Genomic DNA, 24796 nt, shown 5'->3' on the forward strand with positions numbered 1-24796 from the left:
GCCCGCTACCGTGTGGGCGTGGCGACGCCGGCGGAGGAGATTCGGGTGGGAGACCGGCTGGTCCGTGTCTCCAGCCCGGACAAGCCCTACTTCCCGGAGCGCGGCCTGACCAAGATCGACGTGGTGCGCTACTTCCTGGCCGTCGGCGACGGCATCCTGCGTGCCCTGCGGGACCGGCCGACGATGCTGGAGCGGTGGCCGCGCGGGGTGTTCGAGGGCGCGAAGATCGGCACCCGGCAGGACAACCGGGGGGACGCCTTCTACCAGAAGCGGCTGCCGGCGGGCGCGCCCGAGTGGGTACGCACCGCGCACATCACCTTTCCCAGCGGACGGACCGCCGACGAGGTCGCGCCGAGCGAGCTGGCCGTGGTCGCCTGGGCGGCCAACCTGGGCACCCTGCGGTTCCACCCCTGGCCGGTGACCGCCGCCGACGTGGAGCGGCCGGACCAGCTGCGCATCGACCTGGACCCGATGCCCGGCGTCGGCTTCGACCAGGTGGTGCCGGTGGCGCACGAGGTCCGCGCCTTCCTCGACGAGCAGGGCCTGACCGGCTACCCGAAGACGACCGGGGGGCGCGGCCTGCACGTCTACCTGTCGATCGAGCCGCGGTGGAGCTTCGGTGACTGCCGGCGGGCGGTGCTGGCACTGGGCCGCGAGATGCGGCGGCGCCGCCCGGACCTGGTCACCACGACGTGGTGGCGGGACCAGCGGGACCGCCCGGTCTTCGTCGACTACAACCAGATGGCCCGCGACCACACCATGACCTCGGCGTACTCGATCCGGCCGACCCCGGCCGCGCTGGTGTCCGCGCCGCTGGACTGGGCGGAGCTGGACGACGTACGACCGGAGGACTTCGACGTCACCACGATGCCCGCGCGGTTCGCCGAGCGCGGTGACCCGCACGCCGGCCTGGACGACCGGCGCTTCTCCCTGGAGCCGCTGCTCGCGCTGGCCGACCGGGAGGGCCTGGAGGCTCCGCCGGAGCGGTGAGTCACCGTTCGCCGTCGGTGGCGCCGAGTGCCCGGCGGAGCATGGTGACCAGTTCCTCGGCGGCGTGGGCGGTGTCGAACCCGGGGTCGGTGAGGCTCTCCGCCACGATGGCGTCCACCGCCCCGTTCACGATCACCGCGGTGGCCCGCGGGTCGACGTCGGGGCGGTAGTCGCCGCTCGCCCGTGCCGCGTCGATCAGGCCGGCGACCGAGTCCCGCCGGCTGGCCGCGTGGGGTGTGTCGTCGACCCCGGTCTCCCCGGCGATCGCCTCGACGATCATGCGGGTGTGCGCGGGGTGGTGGCGGGTGTACGCCACCAGGGAGCGGATGTACGCCTCGATCGCCGCCGCGCCGGATCGCGCGCCGACCTCGGCGCCGACGTACGCGGTGAGGGACTCCAGGACCGAGCCGTAGGCGGCCCGCACCACCGCGTCCTTGGACGGGAAGTGGTAGAGCACAGCGGCCTTGGAGATGCCGGCCGCCTCGGCGATACGGGCCAGTGACGTGCCCGGGTAGCCGTGCTCGGCCACCAGGTCGATGGTCACGCCGATCAGCTGCGCGCGGCGCGCCTGCTCGGTGATGGTGAGCGGCCGGCCGACCGGGACCTGGGCGGACATGGCTTCCTCGGGTGGCACCCGCCCACCGTACCGGGTGATCTCCGCGGCACCGGCCAACCTCGCGGTTGAATTTTTTACCGCACGGTTAGTAATCTGACCGCATGGTAGTCAACCTCTTCGGCAAGCTCGGCAACTGGCTACGTCGCCGCCGCCGCCCGCTGGTCCGGGTCGCCGTGGTGCTCACGGTGATCGCGGTGGCGGTCGCGTACCTGCTGAAGGACCCGGCGCCCGTGGGCTACTTCACCTCGACGGCCGCGCAGGACCGCTTCCGCGCGGCGTACCGGGAGGCGATGACGGACCTGCCGCCGCCGGACCGCACGCTGGACGTACGGACCGGTTACGGCGTGGTGCGGCTCTACCACTTCCGTGGTGGCACCGACCCGGCCGCGGCACCCCTGCTGCTGCTGCCCGGCCGGGCGTCGGCGTCCCCGGTCTGGGCGGACAACCTGCCGTCGCTGCTGCGGCTGCGCAGCGTCTACACAGTCGACCTGCTGGGCGAGCCGGGCATGAGCATCCAGTCGCGGGCGATCGACGACGCGACCGACCACGCCCGCTGGTTGTCCGAGGTCCTGCACGCGCTGCCCGAACCGCGGATCCACCTGCTCGGGGTGTCCTTCGGCGGCTGGACGGCGATGAACCTGGCGGTGCACCGCCCGGAGAAGGTGGCCGGCGTGGTGCTGCTCGACCCGGTGCTGGTCTTCGCCGACCTGTCGCTGGAGGTGATCCTGCGCTCCATCCCGGTGAGCTTCCGCTGGGCGCCCCGGTCGTGGCGGGACAGCTTCGCCAGCTGGACGGCGAACGGCGCGCCGGTGACCGACGTGCCGGTGGCCCGGATGATCGAGGCCGGCCTGCAGGCGTACGTGGTGAAGCTGTCCGCGCCGGCCCGGCCGTCGGCCGACCAGCTCGCCGCGGTCGACGTGCCGGTGCTGGTCCTGATGGCCGGCAGCTCCCGGCTGCACGACTCCGGCGAGGCCGCCGACACGGCGCGGCGGACCCTGGCCCGGGGCAGCGTGAAGACCTACCCGGAGGCGTCGCACGCCATCAACGGGGAGTACCCGGACCGGATCGCCGCCGACGTCGCCGCGTTCCTGGCCGGAGCGTGAGGACGCCTCACGGCCAGGGGCTCTGCTCGCCGTCGAACTCCTCGAAGACCAGCCAGGTCCGGGTGGACAGCACCCCGGCGATGCCCTGCACCCGGCCCAGCACCACGTCGCGCAGCGTGGCGTTGTCCGGCGCCCGGACCAGGGCCAGCACGTCGTGCTCGCCGCTGAGCAGGGCGGCGTGCTCGATGTAGCGCACCCGCGCCAGCTCGGCGGACACCTCCCGCCAGGTGTTCTGCTGGATGGTCAGGGAGATGTAGGCCGACGTGCCCAACCCGGCCGGCTCCGGCGCGACCTGGGCGCGGAACCCGGTGATCACCCCGTCCCGCAGCAGCCGCTCCACCCGCGCGTACGCGTTGGTGCGTGAGACGTGCACCCGTTCGGCGAGCGTACGGATGGAGAGTCGCCCGTCGCGGACCAGTTCGTCCAGGATGCGCCGGTCGACCTCGTCCAGCGGCCCGACCGAACGTCCCGTCGCACCCGTCCCGCCCGGCGGCGGCGTGGTCTGCTGGCTCATCGGCACCTCCCGACGGGACCATCCGTCCCGCCTTCTTCGCGGATATTGAGTCAATCATCCGTTGGCAGGAGCATAGGTCCACCACACGTCCAGGAGGTCCCCGCCGTGACGACCACACCCCAGGCGGTCCGCAGGGCATCCCCGCGCACCCGCCGGCCGGCCACCCCGGCCGCCACCGACCCGGCCGCCGGCCTGCTCCCGCAGACCGAACCGGTCCGGCTGCTCGACCCGGACGGCACGCCGCTGCCGGCGCGCGACGACTACCCCGAGCCGCCGATCGAGGCACTGCGCGAGATGTACCGGCGGATGGTCGTCGGCCGGCGCTTCGACACCCAGGCCACCGCGCTGACCAAGCAGGGCCGCCTCGCGGTCTACCCGTCCTCGCGCGGCCAGGAAGCCTGCCAGGTCGGCGCGGTCCTCGCGCTGCGCGACGACGACTGGGTGTTCCCCACCTACCGGGAGTCGATGGCCCTGGTCTCCCGGGGCATCGACCCGGTGGAGGTGCTCACCCTGCTGCGCGGCGACTGGCACTGCGGGTACGACCCCGCCGCCCGGCGCACCGCCCCGCAGTGCACCCCGCTGGCCACCCAGTGCGTGCACGCCGCCGGTCTCGCCTACGGCGAGTCCTACCAGGGGCGGGACACGGTCGCGCTGGCGTTCATCGGCGACGGCGCCACCAGCGAGGGCGACTTCCACGAGGGCGTGAACTTCGCCGCCGTGTTCAAGGCCCCGGTCGTCTACTTCGTGCAGAACAACAAGTACGCGATCAGCGTCCCGCTGTCCCGGCAGACCGCCGCGCCGAGCCTGGCCTACAAGGGCGTCGGCTACGGCGTGCCCAGCGAGCAGGTCGACGGCAACGACCCGGTGGCCGTGCTGGCGGTGCTCACCCGCGCGGTCGCGCACGCCCGCGCGGGCCACGGCCCCTACCTGGTCGAGGCGCACACCTACCGGATGGAGCCGCACACCAACGCCGACGACGCGACCCGCTACCGGGACGCCGACGAGGTCGAGGCGTGGCGCGACCGGGACCCGGTGGCCCGGCTGGAGACCTACCTGCGGGCCCGGGGCGCGCTCGACGACGCCGCCGTCGCCGAGATCGCCGGACAGGCCGAGGCGTACGCCGCCGACCTGCGGGAGCGGATGAACGCGCAGCCCACGGTCGACCCGATGAGCCTCTTCGACCACGTCTACGCCGAGCCGACCCCGCAGCTGGTCGAGCAGCGCGAACAGGTCCGGGCCGAGCTGGCCGCCGCCGCGGAGGGGGACGCCTGATGGCCACCATGACCATGGCGAAGGCGCTCAACGCGGCGCTCGCCGACGCGCTGCTCGAGGACGACCGGGTGCTCGTCTTCGGCGAGGACGTCGGCCAGCTCGGCGGCGTCTTCCGGATCACCGACGGCCTCCAGGCCCGGTTCGGCGACAAGCGCTGCTTCGACACCCCGCTCGCCGAGGCCGGCATCGTCGGCTTCGCGGTCGGCCTGGCCATGTCCGGCCTGCGCCCGGTGGTGGAGATGCAGTTCGACGCGTTCGCGTACCCGGCGTTCGAGCAGATCGCCTCGCACGTGGCGAAGCTGCGCAACCGCACCCGGGGCAAGCTGAGCGTGCCGATGGTCATCCGGGTGCCGTACGCCGGCGGCATCGGCGGCGTCGAGCACCACTGTGACTCCTCCGAGGCGTACTACGCGCACACCCCGGGCCTGAAGGTGGTCACCCCGGCCACCGTGTCCGACGCGTACTCGCTGCTGCGCGAGGCCATCGACGACCCGGACCCGGTGGTGTTCCTGGAGCCGAAGAAGCTCTACTTCGCCAGCGGCGAGGCGCAGCTTCCGGCCCGCACCGAGCCGTTCGGCCGGGCCGTGGTGCGCCGCGCCGGCACCGACGCCACCCTGGTCGCGTACGGGCCGGCGGTCCCGGTCGCGCTGGAGGCCGCCGAGGCCGCCCGCGAGGAGGGCTGGGACCTGGAGGTGGTCGACGTCCGCACCCTGGTGCCGTTCGACGACGGCACGATCGCCGACTCGGTGCGCCGGACCGGCCGGTGCGTGGTGATCTCCGAGGCGCAGGGCTTCGCCGGGGTCGGCGCGGAGATCGCCGCCCGGGTGCAGGAGCGCTGCTTCCACGCCCTGCACGCCCCGGTGCTGCGGGTGTCCGGCCTGGACATCCCGTACCCCGCGCCGATGCTGGAGCACACCCACCTGCCGTCGGTGGACCGGATCCTGGACACGGTCGCCCGGTTGCAGTGGGACGACCAGCCCGACCCCCGCTGGCTGACCCAGGGGAGCGCGGCATGACCACCGCCACCGGAAACCGGGACTTCCTCCTGCCCGACCTGGGCGAGGGGCTGAGCGAGGCGGAGATCGTGCAGTGGCGGGTCGCCGTCGGCGACGTGGTCACCGTCGACCAGACCGTCGTCGAGGTGGAGACCGCCAAGGCGGTCGTCGACGTGCCCTGCCCGTACGCCGGCCGGGTGGTGGCCCTGCACGGCGCGGAGGGCGAGACGCGCCCGGTCGGCCAGCCGCTGATCACCGTCGCGCCGCTGGACGGCGGCGACGGCGACGAACCGGCGGGGCACGCCACCTACCGCGAGGAGGAGCGGGCCGGCTCCGGCAACGTGCTCATCGGCTACGGCACCGACCACGGCGGGGCCCGGCGACGACGCCGCCCCCGGCCGGTGGTGGCGCCGTCACCGCGTACCCCCGAGCCCACGCCGACCGCCGCCGCGCCGGCGGCCGCAACCGAGCCCGTCGCGGCGCTGGTCATCTCCCCGATCGTGCGGCGGCTGGCCCGCGAGCACGGGATCGATCCGGCCACCCTGCGCGGCACCGGCCCGGGCGGCGTGGTCCGGCGGGCCGACGTCGAGGCTGCCGCGACCGCCACGGTCGGGGCCGCCGCCCCGGTGGACGCGGCCGAACCGGCGGCGCCCGCGGTGCCGGATCTGCCCGCCGACGCCGAGGACCGGATCATCCCGCTGACCGGCGTGCGCAAGGTGATCGCCGACAAGCTCTCCCGCAGCCGGCGGGAGATCCCGGAGGTGACCATCTGGGTCGACGTGGACGCCACCGGCCTGCTGGAGACCCGGGCCGCGATCAACGCGGCCACCCCGGACGCGCCGGTGAGCATCCTCGCCCTGCTGGCCCGGATCTGCCTGTCCGGGCTGCGGCGGTACCCCCAGCTCAACGCCAGGGTGGACACCGAGGGCCAGCGGATCGTCCAGTCCGCCGGGGTGCACCTGGGCATCGCCGCGCAGACCGACCGGGGCCTGGTCGTCCCGGTGCTGCGCGACGCCCAGCGGCTGACCACCGCCGAACTGGCCGCCGCCCTCACCGCGACCACGGCGGCGGCACGCGCCGGCACGCTCCCGCCGGCCCGACTCACCGGCGGCACGTTCACCCTGAACAACTACGGCGTGTTCGGCGTCGACGGCTCCACCCCGATCATCAACCACCCGGAGGCGGCGCTGCTCGGCGTGGGCCGGATCGTGGACAAGCCGTGGGTGGTCGACGGGCAGCTCGCGGTCCGCAAGGTCACCCAGATCAGCCTCACCTTCGACCACCGGGTGTGCGACGGCGGGGTGGCCGGCGGTTTCCTGCGGCATGTCGCGGACTGCGTCGAGCGACCGGCGCTGCTCATCGCCAACGTCTGAGCGGGCCACGTCGGGTCCCGGCGCTCCGACCGGGGCGCCGGGACCCGACGGGTTTCTTCTCCCGCCGGCCGGGAAACCGGCCGCTGCGAGCACCGCCGACGGGAGGAGCAGGCGTGGCGTACCCGGACCTGCCCACCACCGCCACCGGGGTACGGACGCACGCCGTCGCCGGTGCGCCGCTGCTCTGCGACGCCCGCGAGCACGGGCTGACCGGCGACGGCACCACCAACGACCAACCGGCGCTGGCCGCCCTGGTGGACCGGCTCGGTGACGCGCACGACGCCGACGGGCGGGCCCGGATCATCTACTGCCCGCCGGGGGTGTACTCGATCCAGGACGCCAGCACGGTCTGGCGGACCGGGGTGTCCCTGGTCGGCGCGGGGCCGGGCGCGACCCGCTTCGTGCTGAGCAACTCCGGCGACCGGGCCGAGCCCACCCCGCTGGCCTTCTACACCGCCCAGCAGCACGGCGCCGGGCCGGACCGACCGCTGGCCGACTGCACCTTCGCCGACTTCGAGATCGACGGCTCCGGGGTCGCCTCGGCCGACTACAACCCGCTGGCCAAGGGGCTGGGCCTGCAGTACGTGACCCGGGGTGTGTTCCGCAACCTCTACATCCACCACACCGCCGCGACCGGCCTGGGCTGCGACTTCCTGCAGGACTGCCTGATCGACGGCATCCTGGTGGCCGGATGCGGTCGGCAGGACAACGGCACCCAGATGGGCGGCGCCGGCATCGGGATCGGCATCGGGGGTTGGGGCAGCGTCGAGCGGTTGAACATCGTCAACTGCTCCGCGGTGGCAACGCCACCAACGGCATCTTCGTGGAACTCCAGGACGTCGCGGAACTGCGCCCACGCGGCATCCGGATCATCGGCTGCCACGCCCAGGGCAACCGGTTCGGCATCTCCGACTGGGGTGCCAACGGCCTGATCGTGTCGTCCTGCACGATGACCGGCAACCTGGAGGCCGGCTTCCACGTGTCGGCGAAGGGCACCACGAACACCGCCGGTCGGGGTGGGCTGGTCAGCGACTGCGTGATCGACGGCAACGTCCGCGACGGGATCAGCATCGGCAACACCCCCGGCCCGTACACGGTGCGCGGCAACCGGATCAGCGGCAACGGGCGGCACGGTTACCACCAGAGCGTCCTGGGCGGCACCGAGAATCCGGTCGCCGAGGAGATCGTGGTGGAGTCCAACGACATCTACGGCAACAGCGGCGACGGGATCCGCATCGACCGGCCGGTGCGGGACCTGTTCCTGGTCGGCAACCGGATCCGCAACAACGGCCGGCAGTGGGCGCCCGCCACGACCGGGCACGGCAGCTCGGTGCGCTACGGCGAGACGACCCTGGTGGACCAGCGCGCGACCTGGCCGCACGACGGCCACCGGGGCAAGGTGCTGCGGGTCGGCCGGACGATCGCGGTGGTCGCGGCCAACGACGAGACCACGCTGACCCTCGCCCCGATCCGGCCCGGGTCGCACGTCGCCTGGAGCGGCGCGGTGCCGGAACCGGCGAGCGCGTACGAGCTGCCGCCGAGCCCGCCGGTGCGCGCCGGGATCACCATCGACGCGGCGGTCGACTTCGCGACGATCCGGGGCAACCGGGTCTGGGACAACCGCGCCCCGAGCACCCAGGACCACGGCCTGTGGATCACCGAACAGGGCAGCTGCGTGGACTGCCGGGTGGAGGACAACGACTTCGCGGGCAACGCCGGTCCCGCGATCCTGCTGGACACCCCGCCGGTGGGCGGACGGTGGGACCGCAACCACGGCGACGACCCCGACTGACCGGTGCCGGCCCCGATGACCGGGGGCCGGCACCGGTCGCGCGTCAGACCGCCGGCGTCGTCGGCACCAGGACCACCGTCGCGGTCCCGGTCTGCGGCGGTACGCCCGGCTCGGTCGGCGCGTCGGTGTACTCGGCGACGAACACCCCGGTCAGGTTGTCGGCGCCACCGTGGCCGCCGTCGACGAACGTGGTGATCGTGCCGCTGCACCCGGACGCCGAGGAGAGCGGGTGCCCGTGCTCGTCGTGCCCGAGGATGTAGGTGACCTTCACCCGCGCGCAGTCCACCGGCAGGTCGTCGGTGACCGTCACCTCGTACGCCACCGGCTGGCCGAACTGGAACGGCTGGCCGGCCACCGGGGCGACGAACTCGACGATCGGCGCGCGCGGGCCGACCAGCAGCGGCAGGGTCGCCGCGGCCGACCGGCCGGTGCGGTCGGTGACCTTCACCGTGGGCTGGTACGACCCGTTGGACTGGAAGGTCCACGTCGGGTTCGGGTCGGTGGAGTCGACCGAGCCGTCGGCGTCGAAGTCCCAGGCGTAGCTGAGCCGGTCACCGTCCGGGTCCACCGTGCCGGCGCTGGAGAAGGTCACCGTCAGCGGGGCCTGACCGGCGATCGGTTCGGCACTGATCTTGGGAATCGGCGTGCGGTTGCCCCGGACGAAGTCGATCCGGGACAGCTGGGCGTCCGGGTTCTCGGCGAAGTAGCCGTCACCGTACTCCAGCAGGTACAACGCGCCGTCCGGGCCGAACTCCATGTCCATCGGGTTGTCCACCACCAGCGACGGCGTCACCGGGCGGATGTCGGCCACGTCCCCGTCGGCGTCCAGGCGGAACTCCTTGATGTAGTCGCGGGTCCACTCGTAGAACAGCGGCGCCCCGTCGTAGTAGGCCGGCCACCGGGTCCGCGAGGTGCTCCGCCCGTCGTAGTCGTACGCCGGGCCGGCCATCGGGCCGACCCCGCCGGTGCCGAGCTGCGGGAACTCCCCGGAGGCGGCGGACGGGTACCAGACCTCCGGCGCCTGCACCGCCGGCAGGCGACGCAGGCCGGTGTTGCGCGGCGAGTCGTTGACCGGGCGGGCGCAGTTGAACCTCCGCCCCGACTCACCGGTGGCGAAGTCGTGGTCGACGTACGCCAGACTCGGCGTCACGCAGTACGGCCAGCCGTAGTTCGCCGGCTCGTCGACCCGCATCCACCGACCGTGTCCGGCCGGCCCGCGGTCCGGGTCGCCGGTGGACGCGTCCGGTGAGTAGTCGGCGAGGTAGACCTCGTCGGTGCGCCGGTCGACGGCGAACCGGAACGGGTTGCGCAGGCCCATCGCGTAGATCTCCGGACGGGTCTTCGCGGTCCCCGGCCGGAACAGGTTGCCCGCCGGCACCCGGTAGCCACCGCCCGGCTTGACCCGGATCCGCAGCAGCTTGCCCCGCAGGTCGTTGGTGTTCGCCGAGGTCCGCTGCGCGTCGAAGGCCGGGTTCCGGTCGGCCCGCTCGTCGATCGGCGTGTAGCCGTCGGAGAAGAACGGGTTGGTGTCGTCCCCGGTGGACAGGTAGAGGTTGCCCTCGCTGTCGAAATCGATCTGCCCGCCGACGTGGCAGCAGATGCCCCGGTCGGTCGGCACGTCGATGATCTGCTGCTCGGTGCGCAGGTCGAGGGTCTGCCCGGTGAGCGTGAACCGGGACAGCCGCAGCACACCCCGGAACCGCGCCCAGTCGGCCTCGGTGCCGACCAGCGGCGCGTCCCCCTCGTTGACGTCCGGGGTGGCCGGGTCGTCGACCGGGGTGTCCAGCGGCGGTGAGTAGTACAGGTACACCCACCTGTTGGTGGCGAAGTCGGGGTCGATCGCGATGCCCTGCAACCCCTCCTCGTCGTGCTCGTACACGGGCACCTCGGCGGCCAGGGTGTTCAGGCCGGTACGCGGGTCGTGCAGGCGTACCTCACCGGTGCGGGAGGTGTGCAGCACCCGCTGGTCCGGCAGCACGGCGAGGCTGACCGGCTCGCCCGGGAAGTCGTTGAGGGTGACCTTCTGGAAGCTGCTGTCCGGCGGCGGTGCGGCCGGGGCGGCGGTGACCGGCGCGGACGGCACGGCCAGGGCCGTACCCACCAGCGCCAGGGCGGACAGCAGGGCGGTTCGTCTCATCATCGTGCGGATCCCCCGATGGTGTCGGCGGTCAGTAGCGGAGCGAGGCGAGGTACGCGTAGCCGACCCGGGCGGTCTCCAGCGCGTCGGCGGGGGAGCGGGGCGGGGTGCCGGCGTCGTCGCGCTCGACGATGTACTCCTCGATCCCGGCCTCCCGGGACCGGTCGAAGATCCGGCCGAAGTCGATCAGGCCGTCGCCGAGGTCGGCGAAGCTGGCGTTGGTGTCCATGTCCTTGACGTGCACCTGGCGGATCCGGCCCCGGTGCTCCCGGATCACGTCGACCGGGTCCTGTGCGCCGCGCCAGGTCCAGAACAGGTCCAGTTCGAAGTGGACGTACCGGGGGTCGGTCTCGTCGGCCAGGATGTCGAAGCCGCGACGCCCGTCGGTCAGCGGCACGAACTCCAGCTGGTGGTTGTGGTAACCGAACTGGATGCCCGCGCGCGCGGCCATCCGGCCGGCCCGGTTGAGGTCCCGGGCCAGCGCGCGGTAGCGGCCCGGGTCGCGGATCGGCTGGCCGTCCTCGCCGATGCCGAAGAACGGGTGCGCGAGGTAGGTGCAGCCGACCGTGTTGGCGTCGGCCAGCACCTGCTCCCAGGCGTCGGCGTCGAACGGCTGCGGGACGCCGGCGTGGCCGGAGGTCGCCCGCAGCCCGGCCGCGTCCAGCGCCGCCCGGAACTGGGCGGCGGTGCGCCCGACGAAGCCCGCGTGCTCCACCCGGCGGTACCCGATCTCGCGGAGCGCGGCGAGCGTGCCGGGCAGGTCGGCGGCGAGCTGGTCGCGCAACGTGTAGAGCTGGATGCTGATCCGGTCGGCCGGTACCCGGCGCCGGCCGGGCCGGCCGTGGGTGGCGGCGGTGTCGGCGGCGGCGGCCGGGCCGGCCAGCAGCCCGGCGGTGCCCACAGCCGCGGCGGACACGGTGGCGGCGCGGAGGATCCCGCGCCGGGTGAGGGGGTCGAGCCCTTCGGTCGGGGTGTGGCGGTCACGTTGATCCACAGGTGGTCCCTTCCTGCCGGACGGTGACGTCCGGACGGTCGCTGGTCGAACCGACCCGGATCCGGGCACGACGGACCGGCCGGACGGGGGTCCGGCGTCGACGGTCGCGGCGGGTACGGGCGGACGGGCGCCGAGGGGCGCCGGGCCGGGTCTCGGGATCGTCCCGAAAATCGACCAATGGACAACTTTGTATCTCGATCGGACCGTACCCTTACCGCGTCGTGAAGGCAAAGGTCTGCCGACAAGAGCGAAACTTCCGCTCTCGGCGACGAAAGTCGCCGGGCCGGGCGTGGGTCGACGCCCATCGCCGGTGGGTGTCCGAAAGCGATCGCGCTGTTCGCCGCGCGGGCGCGGGCCGGGGCGGGCCGCGGTGGTGGTACGGGAAATCCGGCCCTGGCCGGCGGGAAACGGACGGAAGGCGCCAGGCGGGTCCGGCCGGTCCCAGGCTGGTCGGGAGGCGCCGACGGCGGACGAGCGACCCATTGTGTGGCGCATCGGAAATCGTGCACGTCATTGTCCCGGCGATTCCGTGAAAATTGCGCGGATAACTGCGCGAGTGGAGAGGATGAGCCGAGGGACAACAAATACGGGGGGACGCATCATGGATCTGAGGCGGCGATTCGCGCTGTTGGCGGTGACCGTCGCGGCCACGCCTCTGGCCCTCGGCGGCTGCACCGCCGAGGAACGCTCGGCCGACCGGCCGGCGCAGGGCCGGGCCGCGCCACCCGAGCTGACCGTCACACCGACCGACCGCACCCGGAACGTACCGCTCTCCGCCGAGGTGGGCACCGCTGTCCGGGGCGGCCGGGTCACCGCCGTGCGGTTCACCGACGACCGGGGTGCCGAGGTCAGGGGTGAACCCCGCGAGGACGGTTCGTCCTGGGTGCCGGCCGCGCCGTTGAAGCCGGAGCGCACCTACACGGCCGAGGTGACCGCGACCGGCGACTCCGGCGCGACCACCACCCGGAGGACGACCTTCACCACGATGCCGGCACCGACCAAGCCGGCGGTCACCAGCACTCTCTATTTCGCCGGTAACCGGACGTACGGCACCGCCATGCCGGTCACCGTCGCATTCGACCCGCCTATTCCGAAAGAGGCTCGCGACGACGTCCAACGACGATTGTTCGTGAAGACCGATCCGCCGCAGCCGGGGGCCTGGTCGTGGGTGTCCGACGGCAGCCAGGTCTACTACCGGGCGCCCGACTTCTGGCGGCCGGGCACCACGATCACCGTCCGCGCCGGCCTGGCGGGCCTGCCGATCGGCAAGGACCAGGTCGGCGACGACGACCGTACCGCCACCTCGAAGATCGGCCGGCAGGTCGCCCTGGAAATCGACAACGCCAGCAAGCAGATGTCGGTGGTCCGCGACGGCAAGGTGGTACGCCGGATCCCGGTGAGCCTCGGCAAGCCGAGCACGCCGACCTCCAGCGGCAAGATGGTGATCATGGAGAAGCACCAGCAGACGACCTTCGACACCCGGGGATCGGCCGACCCCTACGTGGTCGACGTCGAGGACGCCCAGCGCCTCACCTGGGGCGGCGAGTTCATCCACGGCGCGCCGTGGTCGGAGGGGGACCAGGGCAGCACCAACGTCTCGCACGGCTGCACCAACGTCTCCGCCGCCGCCGCGGACTGGCTGATGGGCGTCACCCAGGTCGGCGACCTGGTGACGGTCAAGGGCACCGAGGTCGAGCTGACCGAGGGCAACGGCTGGACCGCGTGGAACGTCAGCTGGGACCAGTTCGTCAAGGGCAGCGCCCTGCCGGTGCCGTCCGGGCTGCGACCCAGCCCGACGACGCCGGCGCACCCGGGTGCCGTGGCCGGCGGATCGCCGGCGCCCGCGCCGTCGGTCAGCGGCGGCTGACCACGGGGTACGCACCGACGCGCCCGGCCCGCCCGCACGGTGGGCCGGGCGTTCAGGTCAGGGGCACCCGGCCGATGCCGGGACCGGTCAGGCTGCCCAGCCAGAGCCGGTCGCCGTCCTGCCGCACCCCGGTGATCATGTCGTACGCCCCGGCCGGCCCGTGCAGGGTGCGCAGCACCCGCCCGTCGGCGTCGACCAGCGCGACCAGGCCGTAGCGCAACGGCTTCGGCTGCACGGCGGCCGGCAGCACCGCCACCACCTGCCGCAGCCGCGGGTGCGGCAGCAGCCGTTCGACCACCGGCACCCGCGGGCTGGGCAGCGCGATCCAGTACGTGCCGTCGCCCACCGGGGTCAGGTTGTCCGGATATGCCGGCAGGTCGGCCAGCTCGGTCACCGTGCCGTCCGGCAGGCTCACCCGGACCAGCCGGTGGGTGGACGTCTCCACCAGCATCAGCGCCGACTCGTCCGGGGTCAGCGCGATCCCGTTCGGGAAGTAGAGCCCGGCGCAGACCACCTCGGTGCGCCCGCTCCCGGGGTGGTACGCGAGCACCCGCCCGTTCGGCCGGTGCTCCAGCAGGTCCCGCTTCCAGTGCGAGACCGGGAACCGGTAGGACGAATCGGTGAAGTAGACCGTGCCGTCCCGGGCGATCGTGGCGTTGTCGGCCAGGTGCGGCGTCTCCCCGTTGCCGCTCAGGTCCCGGATCACCCCGTCCCCGGTGATCCGCAGCAACCCCCGGTACGCGTCGCACACGACGAGGCTGCCGTCGCGGGGGTCCACCTCCAGCCCGAGCGGCCGGCCCCCGGTGTCGGCGAGCAACTCCGGCCGGGTACCGGCCGGCGCGTCGGCCGGCCACCACCAGATCCGGCCGTCCTCGGCCCCGCTGACCACCCGCCCGGCCGGGTCGACGACCACGTCCTCCGGACCGGCGGAACCCGCCGGCAGCGGCAGCAGCTCGACCGCGTCGAGCCGGGTGTCGGTCGGCGCCCACGGCCCGTCCAGCGGCGGTGGGACGGTGGCCGGCTCGCGGACGGGCCGGATCAGCAACGGTACGCGGGTGCGGGGAGCGACCATCCGCCCATTCTCACCCGCCACCGTCGGGACGGACAGCCCCCGCGGCGGCCGCGCACGGTCCGGTCGGGCTGCCCAGGGGGGCGCACGGCCCGGCGGTGACGCGGTCCCACCAGCCCGGACGTCGTCCTCCCGGGGGATCGGGGATGCCCCGGGGTCCGACCCTGGATGTACCCGGATCCCCCTCTCCCGAGGGGCGGAAATGTCGGTGCCGGGGGCTAGATTCGGTGACATGGGGCAGCACGAAGAGCGGTTCCACGTGGAGGTCGGCGTGGGTGACCAGGTGGTGGACGTGCGAGCGATCGGTGAGGTCGACGTGGCGACGGTCGCCGCGTTCCGCGCCGCGCTGTGGGCGGCGCCGGCGGGGTCGGTGGTCCGCCTCGACGTGTCCGGTGTCCGGGTTCTCTCCGCCGCCGGAGTCCGGGCCCTGCTGGCGGCGCACCGACGCATCCGCGCGCGCGGCGGCGAGCTGGTGCTGGTCGGTCCCGACCCGGTCGTGTCCCGGGTGCTGCGGGTGACCGGCCTGCACCGGATCATCCCGGTGGTGGACACGCGACTCGACCGTGGCGCCGACGGCGTGGCCCGCGCCGGCGACCGGGAGCTGGTGGCCTGCTGATCCGCCGCCCCGGTCGGGTGCCGCCGGCGGGCGACACCCGACCGGCGGGTCTCAGCGGACGTCGAGCAGGTCGACCACGAAGACCAGGGTCTCGCCGGGCTTGATCACGCCGCCCGCGCCCCGGTCGCCGTAGCCGAGGTGCGGCGGGATGGTGAGCTTGCGCCGGCCCCCCACGCGCATGCCGACCACGCCCCGGTCCCAGCCGGCGATGACCTGTCCGCCGCCCAGCGGGAACTCGAAGGTCTCGCTCCGGTTCCAGGACGAGTCGAACTCGCGCCCGCTGGAGTGCGAGACACCCACGTAGTGGACGCTGACCAGCTGACCCGGCTGGGCCTCCGGCCCGTCGCCGACGGTGATGTCCTCGGTCACGAGGTCGGCGGGCGGCGCGCCCTCGATCGGACCCACCTCGGGCTTGCCCGAACGGGCGCCTGCTGCCTGGTTCATGCGGGAATCTCCTGCCGTTTCGGTCCGGTTGTCCGGTCACCGTTGATCCTGCCGGATCGCGTCCCACCGATGCCCGGCGGTCCCGACCGGGGCCCCGGTCGGGACGACCGTGGGCACCCGGACACGGATCGGCGGGCGTCACCGGTGGGTGACGCCCGCTCTCCGGTGGTGCCGGGTCGGCTCAGCGGAGCCAGGGGAACCGCTGGACCAGGGGGAGCTTGGCCCAGGTCCGGCCGAGGCCGAGGGTGTCGCCGGCGCCGACCAGGGCGAGGGCGGCGAGGATGGCGGCGCTGATCAGGTGGTCGTCCATGAACGGGTTGTTCTCGGGAGGCAGCACGACCGTCCACATCAGCACGTAGAGCAGACCCCCGGCGACGGCGGCGACGCGCATCCCGATGCCGAGGAGCAGCGCCACGCCGATGCCCGCCAGGCCGATCATGAACAGCCAGTCGGCCCAGGCGGCGCCGGCGATGTCGTTGTAGAGGCCCTTGAACGGGCCGGCGGCGCCGAAGGTCAGGAAACCCTTGGTCGGGCTGCCGCCCTCGATCCAGGCGTTCTTCGCCTCGGTGGCGAATCCCAGACCGAAGACCTTGTCCAGGAACGCCCAGAGGAAGGTCCAGCCGAGAGCGATCCGGATGCCGGCGAAGACGTACCGGGTGGCGCGCTCACGGGGGGTCTCGGCCGCCGGAGCGATGGTGGCGGCGGTGTTCCGCTCGATTGTCGCGGTCATGGTCTCCACGTCCCTTCAGGTGTCGCACCGCGCTTCCCGGTGGCATCTCCATTGGACGCTCGTGGGCGGCGCGGCAGCAGGGCCGACCGGGCCCTGCCGGACCGGGTCCTTCGACCCCTCCCGGACCGGTCCGCCCGGCACCGGCGGCCCGGTCGCGGGACCCTGCCGCCCGGCCCGGCGCGTCCGTAGCGTCGGTGTGGAGAAGAGGCAGGGAGGCCGTGATGAGGACCTGGCAGGTGGGCGACGTGATGACGCGGGACGTCGCGACGGTGGGGGAGGAGGCACCGTACCGGGCGGTCGTCGACATCCTGGTCCGGCGTGGGATCAGTGGCGTGCCGGTGGTGGACGGCTTCCGCCGCGTGCTCGGGGTGGTGTCCGAGTCGGATCTGCTGCACAAGATCGAGCGGTCCGGCGAGCCGGAGCAACGGCGCATCTTCCAGGGGCGGCGGCACCGCAGCGCCCGGGAGAAGGCCGACGCGCTGCTGGCCCGGGACCTGATGACCGCGCCGCCGGTGACGACCGGGCCGCAGGCTCCGATCTCCGCCGCCGCGCGGCAGTTGGACCGGGAGGGGGTCAAGCGGCTGCCGGTGCTCGACGACCTCGGTCGGCTGGTCGGCATCGTCACCCGCGGTGACCTGCTGCGGGTGCACCTGCGGACCGACGCGGAGATCCGCGAGGACGTGGTCCAGGAGGTGCTGCGCGGGGTGCTCGCCGTCCGGGACGGCCTGGTGACCGTGCGGGTCCGCGACGGAGAGGTGGTCCTGGACGGCCGGCTCGACCGGCGCAGCGCCGCCGACCTGGCCGCCCGGCTCGCCGGCCAGGTCAGCGGTGTGGTGCGGGTGACCAGCACGGTCGCGTACGACGTCGACGACACGCCGCGCGACCGGCAACCGGGGCGGGTGACCCCGGTCGCCTGACTCCCGTGGTGGACGCGCCGCCGCTGGGGCGGCCGGCCGGGGCGGGAGTGGTGCGCGGCGGCGGGTCGGTCACCCCGGGCCGGTCACGGGCCGGCGGGACCGACGACCGGATTGGCCAGCTGCGCGGCCAGCAGGGCGGGCGCGTCGGCGAGGGAGGGGCCGTACCAGGTGAGGTGCCGGCCGGAGACCAGGGCGCAGGGCGTGCCGGCGAAGGCGTCGGGGCCGTCGGTGGCGGTGAAGCGGTACGGCTCGTCCGGCAGCACCACCACGTCGGGTGTGTGCCCGCGCAGCTCGTCCAGCTCCGGTCGGGGATACCGCTCGGGGTGCTCGGCGTACACGTTGCGTACGCCGAGCCGGCGCAGCACGTCGCCGGCGAACGTGTCACCGCCCAGCACGACCCAGGGGCGCCGCCACACCGGCACCACGGCGCGCCGGGGCGCGAGCGCGGGCGGCGCGGCCCACGCCTTCCGGGCGGCGGTCAGCCAGTCCGGCTCGACCGTGGCACCGAGTTCGCCGAGCAGCTCACCGAGTTCGGCCAGCGCCCCGGCCACGGTCCGGGGATAGGTCACCCGGGTCGGTACGCCGGCCGCGGCCAGCGCGTCCGCGTCGGCCCGGCGGTTCTCCTCCACGTTGAGCAGCACCAGGTCGGGCCGCAGCGCGCGGATCGCGTCGAGGTCCGGGTACTTGCTGCCGCCGACCCGCGCCACGTCCAGCCCGGCCGGGTGGGTGCACCAGTCGGTCGCCCCGACCAGCAGGCCCGGCAGGGTGGCGGCCACCGCCTCGGTCAGCGACGGCACCAGCGACACCACGCGCATCGGTCGTACCCCTCCCGCCCGGTGCCGGCGGCGGGTCCGCCGGCGGCGTACGCCGATCATGCCCGCCTCCGGTGGCCGCCGCCGCCGCGGGAGCCGAGAATGGCCGGATGCCTCCCGACCTGCCGGCCACGCCGCCGGCCACCCGGACCCTGCCCGACTACGGCGTGCCGGCGGGGCAGGCGCTGCCCCGGGTGCGGGCCTTCGCCGACGCGTTGACGCTGCGCCGGACGGTACGCGAGTTCAGCGATCGGCCGATCCCGGACGGGGTGCTGCGGGAGGCGCTGCGGGCCGCCGCGAGCGCGCCCAGCGGGGCCAACCGGCAGCCGTGGCGGTTCGTCGTGGTGACCGACCCGGAGCTGAAGCGCCGGCTGCGGGTGGCCGCCGAGGCCGAGGAGCGGGTCTTCTACGAGCGGCGGGCGCCGGAGGAGTGGCTGGCCGCGCTCGCGCCACTGGGCACCGACGCCAGCAAGCCGTTCCTGGACACCGCGCCGGCGGTGATCGTGGTCTTCGAGGTGCACCGGGGGCCGCGCAGCCCGCGCCCCTACTACGTCAAGGAGTCCGTCGGCATCGCGGTGGGGTTCCTGCTCGCCGCGCTGCACCAGGCCGGCCTGGCCACCCTGACGCACACGCCCAGCCCGATGCGGTTCCTCAACGAGCTGCTGGACCGTCCGCCCGAGGAGCGGGGCAACCTGATCATCCCGGTCGGCTACCCGGCCGTGGGCGCCCGGGTGCCGGCCATCGACCGCAAATCCCCCGATGAGGTGGTCGTCTGGCGCTGACCACCCCCGAGGCCCCCTTGCCACGTCTCTACAACGTTGTAATACTCGCCTGACCACCAGCAGGGGAGGTCCGATGTCCGATGTCCGCAGCGCGCCGCCCGCCCCGACCGAGGTACCGGTCGAGGCGCTCGGCGACCTGTACCGCGACGGGATCACCGCGCGCCGGGGCGCCTTCGGCGTGGACTGGGTGCGGCGGATGGCCGAGGACGTCGAGGCGGCCTTCCAAGAGGCCCGCGCCCGCCCCGACGGCGCGGTCGGCCGCGGCCCGCAACGGTGGTACGTGGAGATCCACCCGGAACAGTTGCGCGGCTTCGTCGACCTGGTCACCCACCCGTGGGTGGTGGCGGTCTGCCGGGCGGTGCTCGGCCCCCGTTACGAGATCGTCGAACTGGGCTTCGACATCCCGTTCCCCGGCGCGGCGATGCAGCCGTGGCACCGGGACTTCCCGATGCCGCCGGACACCCGGGACCAGCGGCGGCTGACCTCCCTCGCGTTCAACCTGACCACGGTGGACACGGTCGAGGAGATGGGGCCGTTCGAGATCGCGCCGGGCACCCAGTGGGACGAGGGCGACGACTTCGACCACGGGATGTTCCCGCCGAAGGAGCGCTACCCGCGCTACGCCGCACGGGCGGTGCGCAAGTTCCCCCGGCGCGGCGACATCTCCGCCCGGTCGGCGCTCACCGTCCACCGCGGCACCCCGAACGTCTCGACCCGGGCCCGTCCGGTGCTGGTCCTCGGCGTGGACGCCCCCGGCGCGGGCAACGCCGCGCACCACGACATGGCGGTCACCCGCGGCTACCGGGACAGCCTGCCCGCGTCGGTGCGCGCGCACCTGCCCTGCCCGGTGGTCGACGCGCTGACGCCGATCCGTCAGAAGCACACCATCGAAGGGCTGGTGATGGGCGCGGAGTGAGCCCGCCGGAGTCGGGTGTGCCCGCTCAGCCGACCGGCACGTGCTCCGGCGCGACGGTCGCCACCGGGACCCCCTCGCCGACCGCCCAGGACAGGGCGTGCCGGACCGCCGCGACGGGCAGCGGCCGCCGGCTGGTCACACAGACCGCGGCGTGCACCGCGTACGAGACGAAGGGGTACGACCGAGCCAGCCCGGCGACCGACTCGCGCACCCGGTCGGCCGTCGCCACCGCCTGCTCCTCGGTGAGCGACGGCAGCACCAGCAGGTACTCGCCACCGGTGAGGCGGGCCGCCCGGTCGACCGGGCGCAACGGCGCGGTGAGCGCGGCGAGCACGGCCTGCGCCTCCCGGGCGGCGCTGCGCCGGCCGAACCGCTCCGGCGTGCCGGGCGGCTCGTCCACCCGGATGCCGACCACGGCCAGCGGCAGGGTGCCCGAGGCGGTCACGCCGTCCAGGCCGGTCCACCGCCGCAACCCCGGCTCGTCGAGCAGCGTGGCGGACCCGTCACCGGCCACCGGGGGCTGCGGCGCGTGGCCGGCCCGCCGGGCCCGCTCGGTGCGGTCGACCAGCAGCCGGATGGCCGCCTCGCCGCGCGCCTCACCCGGGGTCGCCGGCAGTTCCCGGACCCGACCCAGAACCTCGTCGAGCACCGCGCGGGCCGACTCCGGCAGCCGCGCGGTGAGCCGGTCGCGCAGCCGCAGCGCCTCGTGCAGCGCCGCGTCGCGCCGGAAGGTCCAGCCGCCGTCGAAGAGCCGGCCCGACTCCAGCGTCGGCGCGTCCGGGTCCACCTCGGCCCGGTCGTACGCCACCAGGGCCGCACCGAAGCGCGGGGTCAGCGCGACCACCGACCACTCCCGGGCCAGTTCCTCGTCCTCGGCCAGCACCACGCCGTACGCCCCGGTCGGCAGCGTCTCCGGCGCCGCGTCCACCACCCCGACCACGGTGGCCGCCGCGGTGCGGACGATCCGCTCGTAGAGGGCCCGTTCCCGCTCGAAGTACGGGATCCGCTGGAACAGCGCCAGGACGATCAGCGGGCCGTCCTCGGCGGTGGCCAGGGCGGCCCGTTCGATGGCGTGCGAGACGGTGACGAGTTCGCGTTTGGTCAGTCGCTCCGGTACGCGTCCGCTGTGCAGCACGCCGCGAGCCTAGCCGCGCCCCGGGCCGGTGTCGCGGCGGAGCCGGGTCCCGCCCGGCCGGTCGTACCCCGGCCCCAGGCCGCACCGCCGAGGCGACCGCCATGATCCACGCCGTACACTCGCCCGGTCGGCGGGCGGACCGTCGGCGCGACGGCGAACGGATCGGGCGATGACGGGCAGCGGTGACGGGACCGGCTCCGGGCTGCGTACGCTCCCCGTGCCCGCCGGTCGCGCGCCGCTGGCCACCCGGGGCGGTCTCGTCGTGCACGGCGCGCACCGGCTGGGGGACCTGGTGCGCCGGCGACCGGCCGGCATCACCGGTAACCAGTGGGGTTCGGCGATCCGCGAGAGCTACGACCTGGTGGTCGCCGACGCCGACGGGCGGCTCCAGCTCGCCGCCGAGATCGGCCCGGAACCGGGCGCCGGGCAGCGTGCGGAGCGGACGAAGACCGCGGTCGCCGGGGCCGCCGGCCTGCCGGTGCTGCGGATCGGCTCGGCCACGCTGACCGCCGCCGAGCACGGCCGGACCGTCGTCGGGTACGTGCTCGACGCGGCCGCCTATGCCGAGCGGGTCGCCGGGATCGAGCCGGGTGACGACCCGCCGGTCGGGTTCCGGGACATCCCGGGCCGGTTGCCGGACGGGCGTACCGGCCCGGTCAACGACCTGGGCGCGCTGGCCCGGGCGGGGGCGGTCGAGGCGTACGTCGAGGGGCGGCTGGTCGATCCGATCCTGCGCGGCCTGCACGTGCGCTGGACCGGCGGGCCCGCCGAGGGCTGGGCCTGGGTCGAGGTACGCCCCGGCGGTTTCCTGGTGGAGCGGGTGACCGTCGCGGAGCACCGGTTCTCCGCCGGCCTGGACCCGGCCCGGTTCGCCGAGGACCTGGCCGCGCTGGCGGTCGGGGCACGGCTGCGTACGCCGGAGCCGGGTGGGCCCACGCTTGTCGACCGCGCGGTGCTGCGGACCCGTATCCGGGGCCTGGCCGCCCGGCGCGACGAGATGGTCGCCGGTTTCGCGTTCGACCACCTCTGCGCGGACTGATCCCCGCCGCCACCCTGGCCCGAAGGGGCCCGCGGAAAAGATCCGCAGATTCCTCCGATCCGGGTTGAACCATCGCCACAGCCGCCCCGTACTCCTGCGCGAATGGACAGGATCTCCTCGACCGCGCCACCCGGGCGTGGAAGACGGTGCGGAAAGGGCATCGTCGGTCATCGACGTGCCCCCGGCCGTGTCCGGCGGGATTCCGGTGGGCACGCCACACGATTTTCGTCGGTCCGCCGAGGTCTGCCACCAACTACCGGATCTTGAAGGAGAACAATTCGATGCGCAGGTCCACACGGGCGCGCCGGTCACCCGGTATCGCGCGGAGCAAGCGGCTGCTGGCCGTGGTCGGCACGCTCGCGGTCTTCGGCGGCATTGTCGCCGTGACCCAGATCTCGTCGGCCGGGGACCGGCCGTCCAACCGGGCCCGCCCGGCGTCCGCGGCCTGTGTGGAGCCCAGCCCCGGCGCGACCGCGCCGAGCGGCCGGGACAACACCTCCCGTACCTGGCAGAACGGCCGGTGGGTGCGCAACCACTGGGGTGACGGCCAGCAGACGGTACGCGAGTGCCAGGAGACCCGCGACGGCGGCAGCCCGGTCAGCAACGGCGGCTCGGCGGTTGCCTGCCCGGACGTGGCGAGCAGACTTCCGCAGATCCCGGAGCGGGCGCGGGCCGAGGTCGACCGCAACCTCGCCCTGTTGCAGACCCAGATCACCGAGGCCGACCGGCGGCTCGCCGCCGAGGGCAACAGGGGCGACGCCTTCATCCGCAACGCGATCCTCGGGCCACTGGCCGCAAAGCGGAAGGCCACGCTGGACCGGATCACCACGGCGATCGACCGGGCCGGGCCCCGGCCGCGCGGTCTCGCCCAGCTCGCCACCTGCCAGGTCGCCCCGACCGGAAACCCGAGCAACGGCGGGAACGACGGCGGCGGCGACAACAATGGCGGCGGCAACAATGGCGGCGGTGACAACGGCGGCAACAACGGCGGCAACAACGGCGCCCCGGGCGCCGGGCTGGGCGTGCTCGCCAACAACTGCGACAACACCGAGCTGGAGGCGCACGACGGTTTCCAGAACGGCAACCGCTGCGTCAGCACCGCGTTCGGTGAGGTCGGCGCCGACGCCAACAACCCGTCCCTGCTGATCACCGACTTCCCCCAGCAGGTGGGCGCCAACCAGCCCTTCACGCTCCAGGTCTCCACCAAGAACCTGGTCCGGGACCGCTTCCTCGCCGCCGGCCAGGGTGGCTACTACGTGGAGAGTTCGCTGCTCAACGAGCAGGGCCTGGTGCGGGGCCACTTCCACACCGCCTGCCGGATGCTGTCGGGCACCGACGAGGCTCCCGGCAACCCGGAGGCGGTGCCGGCGTTCTTCGTGGCCACCGAGGACGGCGGCGGCGGCGCCGACGCCGACCAGGTGACCATCCAGGTCCCCGGGCTGCCGCAGTCCGGCACCGCGCAGTGCGCGGTCTGGGCCGGCGACGGGTCGCACCGCATCCCGATGATGGCGCGGGCCAACCAGACCCCAGCCTTCGACGCGGTGCGGATCGAGGTCAACTGATCCAGCGGGGCGACCCGGGGGTCGCCGGTGGGGAGGTTCCCACCGGCGGCCCCCGGTTCTGTTTCCGGGGCCCCGTGCGGCGGTGTCCCGGCGACGGCACCCGACCGAAAAGGCGGCGGGGCCACGCCGACCGGCATGGCCCCGCAGGTGTGGAGAGCGTCCTTCGCGGACGCGTGCTCACCGGTTCTTGTACGCCTCGACGACCTCGACCGGGATCCGGCCCCGCTCGGAGATCTTGAAGCCGTTCTTGACGGCCCATTCCCGAACGGCCCGGTTCTGCTCCCGGTCCATTCCCGAGGTGCCCGAACCGGCCGGCCGGCGCGGGGCGCGCCCGCTGTCGGCCGTGCCCCGACCGATGCGTCGACCGGCATTGATGTAAGGGTCGAGCGCCTTCCGCAGGACGCCCGCGTTCTCGTCGGAGACGTCGATGGTGTAGGCCACGCCGTCCAAGCTGAACTCGACGGTCCGGTCGGCCTTTCCGCCGTCCAGATCGTCGGTCAGAACAGTGATTACTTTCCTTGCCATCGCCGATTACTCCCTGTGTGGGGCGGGGTGTGCCCAAAGTTTGACGTATCCCACGGCGAAAATGCAACAAAGCGCGTCCTCCTCATTTCGGCGGGTCGCGATATCGGGCCGAAAATCGCGGAACGCGCCGGTAAAGGGGCGGTCCGCGGGACGTCAGCGGCGGTCTGCCCCTGCCCACCCCCGTGGCCAACGCCGTCGGCCAGGACGGCGACGCGCTGATCCCACTGGCGGCCCTGCGCCGGCAGTCCGCCGCCGTGACCACCGTGATCACCACCAATCCCGGCCGCCGCGGTGGGCGCCGCCCTGCTCCTGCTGCTCTGAACCGGGAGGACGTGACCGTGTCGCCCCCGATCGCCCGTACCCGGCGCAAGCTGGTCGCCTTCGCCGTCCTCACCGTCGTGGCGTCGCTCGTCGGTCTGCCCGGCGCGACGGTCGTCGCCCTGGCCGCCGTCAGCGTCGCCATCCCGGTCGCCGTGGCCTGTGCCGGCGGCGGTGCCCTCCTGCGTGACCTGCTCGTTCCCGGCGACCGCCGGCGACGCGGCGGTGGCCTGGGTCACACGACGGAACAAGGGGAACGTTTTGTTACTTGAGTTGGA

The 24796-nt window shown here is 74.0% G+C and carries 23 protein-coding genes and 1 pseudogene; 14 read left to right on the forward strand and 10 right to left on the reverse strand.

The genetic code is table 11. The features are described from left to right. Positions 1 to 18 precede the first annotated feature (18 nt). A complete protein-coding gene (locus D7223_RS26170; RefSeq protein ID WP_120731116.1) occupies positions 19 to 990 on the forward strand; it encodes a DNA polymerase domain-containing protein in 972 nt (323 codons plus the stop codon). Position 991: 1 nt separating this feature from the next. On the opposite strand, the gene D7223_RS26175 is transcribed toward D7223_RS26170, so the two are convergent. Then, the gene (locus D7223_RS26175) at positions 992 to 1624 is read right to left on the reverse strand and encodes a TetR/AcrR family transcriptional regulator (RefSeq protein WP_238162231.1); all 633 of its coding nucleotides are present in this window, start codon (positions 1622 to 1624) and stop codon (positions 992 to 994) included. A gap of 83 nt (positions 1625 to 1707) precedes the next feature. On the opposite strand from D7223_RS26175, the gene D7223_RS26180 reads away from it, so the two are divergent. Next, on the forward strand, positions 1708 to 2709 hold the full coding sequence (locus D7223_RS26180) for an alpha/beta fold hydrolase (RefSeq protein ID WP_120731118.1): 1002 nt from the start codon (positions 1708 to 1710) through the stop codon (positions 2707 to 2709). Positions 2710 to 2716: 7 nt separating this feature from the next. Here D7223_RS26180 and D7223_RS26185 read toward each other — a convergent pair whose 3' ends face one another. After that, on the reverse strand, positions 2717 to 3223 hold the full coding sequence (locus D7223_RS26185) for an Lrp/AsnC family transcriptional regulator (protein WP_120731120.1): 507 nt from the start codon (positions 3221 to 3223) through the stop codon (positions 2717 to 2719). 72 nt (positions 3224 to 3295) lie between these two features. Here D7223_RS26185 and pdhA point away from each other — a divergent pair, with 72 nt between their 5' ends. The 4 genes and pseudogenes from pdhA (at position 3296) to D7223_RS34155 (ending at position 8655) form a co-directional block, all read left to right on the forward strand. Continuing rightward, positions 3296 to 4495, forward strand: coding sequence for a pyruvate dehydrogenase (acetyl-transferring) E1 component subunit alpha (pdhA, locus tag D7223_RS26190; RefSeq protein WP_186832387.1), 1200 nt, complete (start codon positions 3296 to 3298; stop codon positions 4493 to 4495). Then, positions 4495 to 5511: an alpha-ketoacid dehydrogenase subunit beta gene (locus D7223_RS26195; RefSeq protein WP_120731124.1), complete on the forward strand. Its 1017-nt coding sequence runs from the start codon at positions 4495 to 4497 to the stop codon at positions 5509 to 5511. The genes pdhA and D7223_RS26195 overlap by 1 nt, the downstream gene beginning before the upstream one ends. Next, positions 5508 to 6863: a dihydrolipoamide acetyltransferase family protein gene (locus D7223_RS26200; protein WP_120731126.1), complete on the forward strand. Its 1356-nt coding sequence runs from the start codon at positions 5508 to 5510 to the stop codon at positions 6861 to 6863. Before D7223_RS26195 ends, D7223_RS26200 begins: the two co-directional genes overlap by 4 nt. A 113-nt stretch (positions 6864 to 6976) precedes the next feature. Then, positions 6977 to 8655, forward strand: a pseudogene (locus D7223_RS34155) (right-handed parallel beta-helix repeat-containing protein). Between the two features lie 43 nt (positions 8656 to 8698). Here D7223_RS34155 and D7223_RS26210 read toward each other — a convergent pair. Beyond that, positions 8699 to 10795, reverse strand: coding sequence for a PQQ-dependent sugar dehydrogenase (locus tag D7223_RS26210; RefSeq protein WP_120731128.1), 2097 nt, complete (start codon positions 10793 to 10795; stop codon positions 8699 to 8701). Between the two features lie 28 nt (positions 10796 to 10823). Further along, positions 10824 to 11786 carry a sugar phosphate isomerase/epimerase family protein gene (locus tag D7223_RS26215; protein ID WP_238162234.1) on the reverse strand — a complete coding sequence of 321 codons (963 nt, stop codon included), beginning with the start codon at positions 11784 to 11786 and terminating at the stop codon, positions 10824 to 10826. A 601-nt stretch (positions 11787 to 12387) separates the two neighbouring features. On the opposite strand from D7223_RS26215, the gene D7223_RS26220 reads away from it, so the two are divergent. Next, entirely contained in the window at positions 12388 to 13653 is a 1266-nt protein-coding gene (locus D7223_RS26220) for a L,D-transpeptidase (RefSeq protein WP_120731131.1), read from the forward strand. Between the two features lie 52 nt (positions 13654 to 13705). Here the strand turns inward: D7223_RS26220 and D7223_RS26225 are convergent, their stop codons facing one another. After that, positions 13706 to 14725 carry an SMP-30/gluconolactonase/LRE family protein gene (locus tag D7223_RS26225; protein ID WP_120731133.1) on the reverse strand — a complete coding sequence of 340 codons (1020 nt, stop codon included), beginning with the start codon at positions 14723 to 14725 and terminating at the stop codon, positions 13706 to 13708. A 229-nt stretch (positions 14726 to 14954) separates the two neighbouring features. Between D7223_RS26225 and D7223_RS26230 the strand changes: the two genes are divergently transcribed. Then, a complete protein-coding gene (locus D7223_RS26230; protein ID WP_120731135.1) occupies positions 14955 to 15338 on the forward strand; it encodes an STAS domain-containing protein in 384 nt (127 codons plus the stop codon). A 51-nt stretch (positions 15339 to 15389) separates the two neighbouring features. Here D7223_RS26230 and D7223_RS26235 read toward each other — a convergent pair whose 3' ends face one another. Both D7223_RS26235 and D7223_RS26240 read right to left on the reverse strand, forming a co-directional pair. Then, positions 15390 to 15782 carry an FKBP-type peptidyl-prolyl cis-trans isomerase gene (locus D7223_RS26235; protein WP_120731137.1) on the reverse strand — a complete coding sequence of 131 codons (393 nt, stop codon included), beginning with the start codon at positions 15780 to 15782 and terminating at the stop codon, positions 15390 to 15392. 181 nt (positions 15783 to 15963) lie between these two features. Next, on the reverse strand, positions 15964 to 16521 hold the full coding sequence (locus tag D7223_RS26240) for a DoxX family membrane protein (protein WP_186832214.1): 558 nt from the start codon (positions 16519 to 16521) through the stop codon (positions 15964 to 15966). Positions 16522 to 16733: 212 nt separating this feature from the next. Between D7223_RS26240 and D7223_RS26245 the strand changes: the two genes are divergently transcribed. After that, positions 16734 to 17429 (forward strand): CBS domain-containing protein, encoded by a 696-nt coding sequence (locus D7223_RS26245; protein ID WP_120731141.1) that lies wholly within the window; start codon positions 16734 to 16736, stop codon positions 17427 to 17429. Between the two features lie 83 nt (positions 17430 to 17512). Here the strand turns inward: D7223_RS26245 and D7223_RS26250 are convergent, their stop codons facing one another. Beyond that, the gene (locus D7223_RS26250; RefSeq protein ID WP_120731272.1) at positions 17513 to 18244 is read right to left on the reverse strand and encodes a helical backbone metal receptor; all 732 of its coding nucleotides are present in this window, start codon (positions 18242 to 18244) and stop codon (positions 17513 to 17515) included. A gap of 107 nt (positions 18245 to 18351) precedes the next feature. Between D7223_RS26250 and D7223_RS26255 the strand changes: the two genes are divergently transcribed. Together D7223_RS26255 and D7223_RS26260 are read left to right on the forward strand one after the other, a co-directional pair. Continuing rightward, entirely contained in the window at positions 18352 to 19023 is a 672-nt protein-coding gene (locus tag D7223_RS26255; protein WP_120731270.1) for a nitroreductase family protein, read from the forward strand. A gap of 73 nt (positions 19024 to 19096) precedes the next feature. Further along, the gene (locus tag D7223_RS26260; protein ID WP_120731143.1) at positions 19097 to 19939 is read left to right on the forward strand and encodes a phytanoyl-CoA dioxygenase family protein; all 843 of its coding nucleotides are present in this window, start codon (positions 19097 to 19099) and stop codon (positions 19937 to 19939) included. Positions 19940 to 19964: 25 nt separating this feature from the next. Here the strand turns inward: D7223_RS26260 and D7223_RS26265 are convergent, their stop codons facing one another. Continuing rightward, entirely contained in the window at positions 19965 to 21074 is a 1110-nt protein-coding gene (locus D7223_RS26265; protein ID WP_238162235.1) for a DICT sensory domain-containing protein, read from the reverse strand. 169 nt (positions 21075 to 21243) lie between these two features. Between D7223_RS26265 and D7223_RS26270 the strand changes: the two genes are divergently transcribed. Both D7223_RS26270 and D7223_RS26275 read left to right on the forward strand, forming a co-directional pair. Continuing rightward, positions 21244 to 22113, forward strand: coding sequence for a hypothetical protein (locus D7223_RS26270; protein WP_120731145.1), 870 nt, complete (start codon positions 21244 to 21246; stop codon positions 22111 to 22113). A 281-nt stretch (positions 22114 to 22394) separates the two neighbouring features. Further along, the gene (locus tag D7223_RS26275; protein ID WP_120731147.1) at positions 22395 to 23675 is read left to right on the forward strand and encodes a hypothetical protein; all 1281 of its coding nucleotides are present in this window, start codon (positions 22395 to 22397) and stop codon (positions 23673 to 23675) included. 177 nt (positions 23676 to 23852) lie between these two features. On the opposite strand, the gene D7223_RS26280 is transcribed toward D7223_RS26275, so the two are convergent. Then, on the reverse strand, positions 23853 to 24200 hold the full coding sequence (locus tag D7223_RS26280; RefSeq protein WP_120731149.1) for a histone-like nucleoid-structuring protein Lsr2: 348 nt from the start codon (positions 24198 to 24200) through the stop codon (positions 23853 to 23855). 182 nt (positions 24201 to 24382) lie between these two features. Here D7223_RS26280 and D7223_RS26285 point away from each other — a divergent pair, with 182 nt between their 5' ends. Next, positions 24383 to 24790, forward strand: a complete 408-nt coding sequence (locus D7223_RS26285; RefSeq protein WP_120731151.1) for a hypothetical protein — start codon at positions 24383 to 24385, stop codon at positions 24788 to 24790. The last annotated feature ends 6 nt before the right edge of the window (positions 24791 to 24796 follow it).

Origin of the sequence: Micromonospora endolithica (assembly GCF_003626595.1) — a bacterium.
Classification (GTDB): Bacteria; Actinomycetota; Actinomycetes; order Mycobacteriales; family Micromonosporaceae; genus Micromonospora; species Micromonospora endolithica.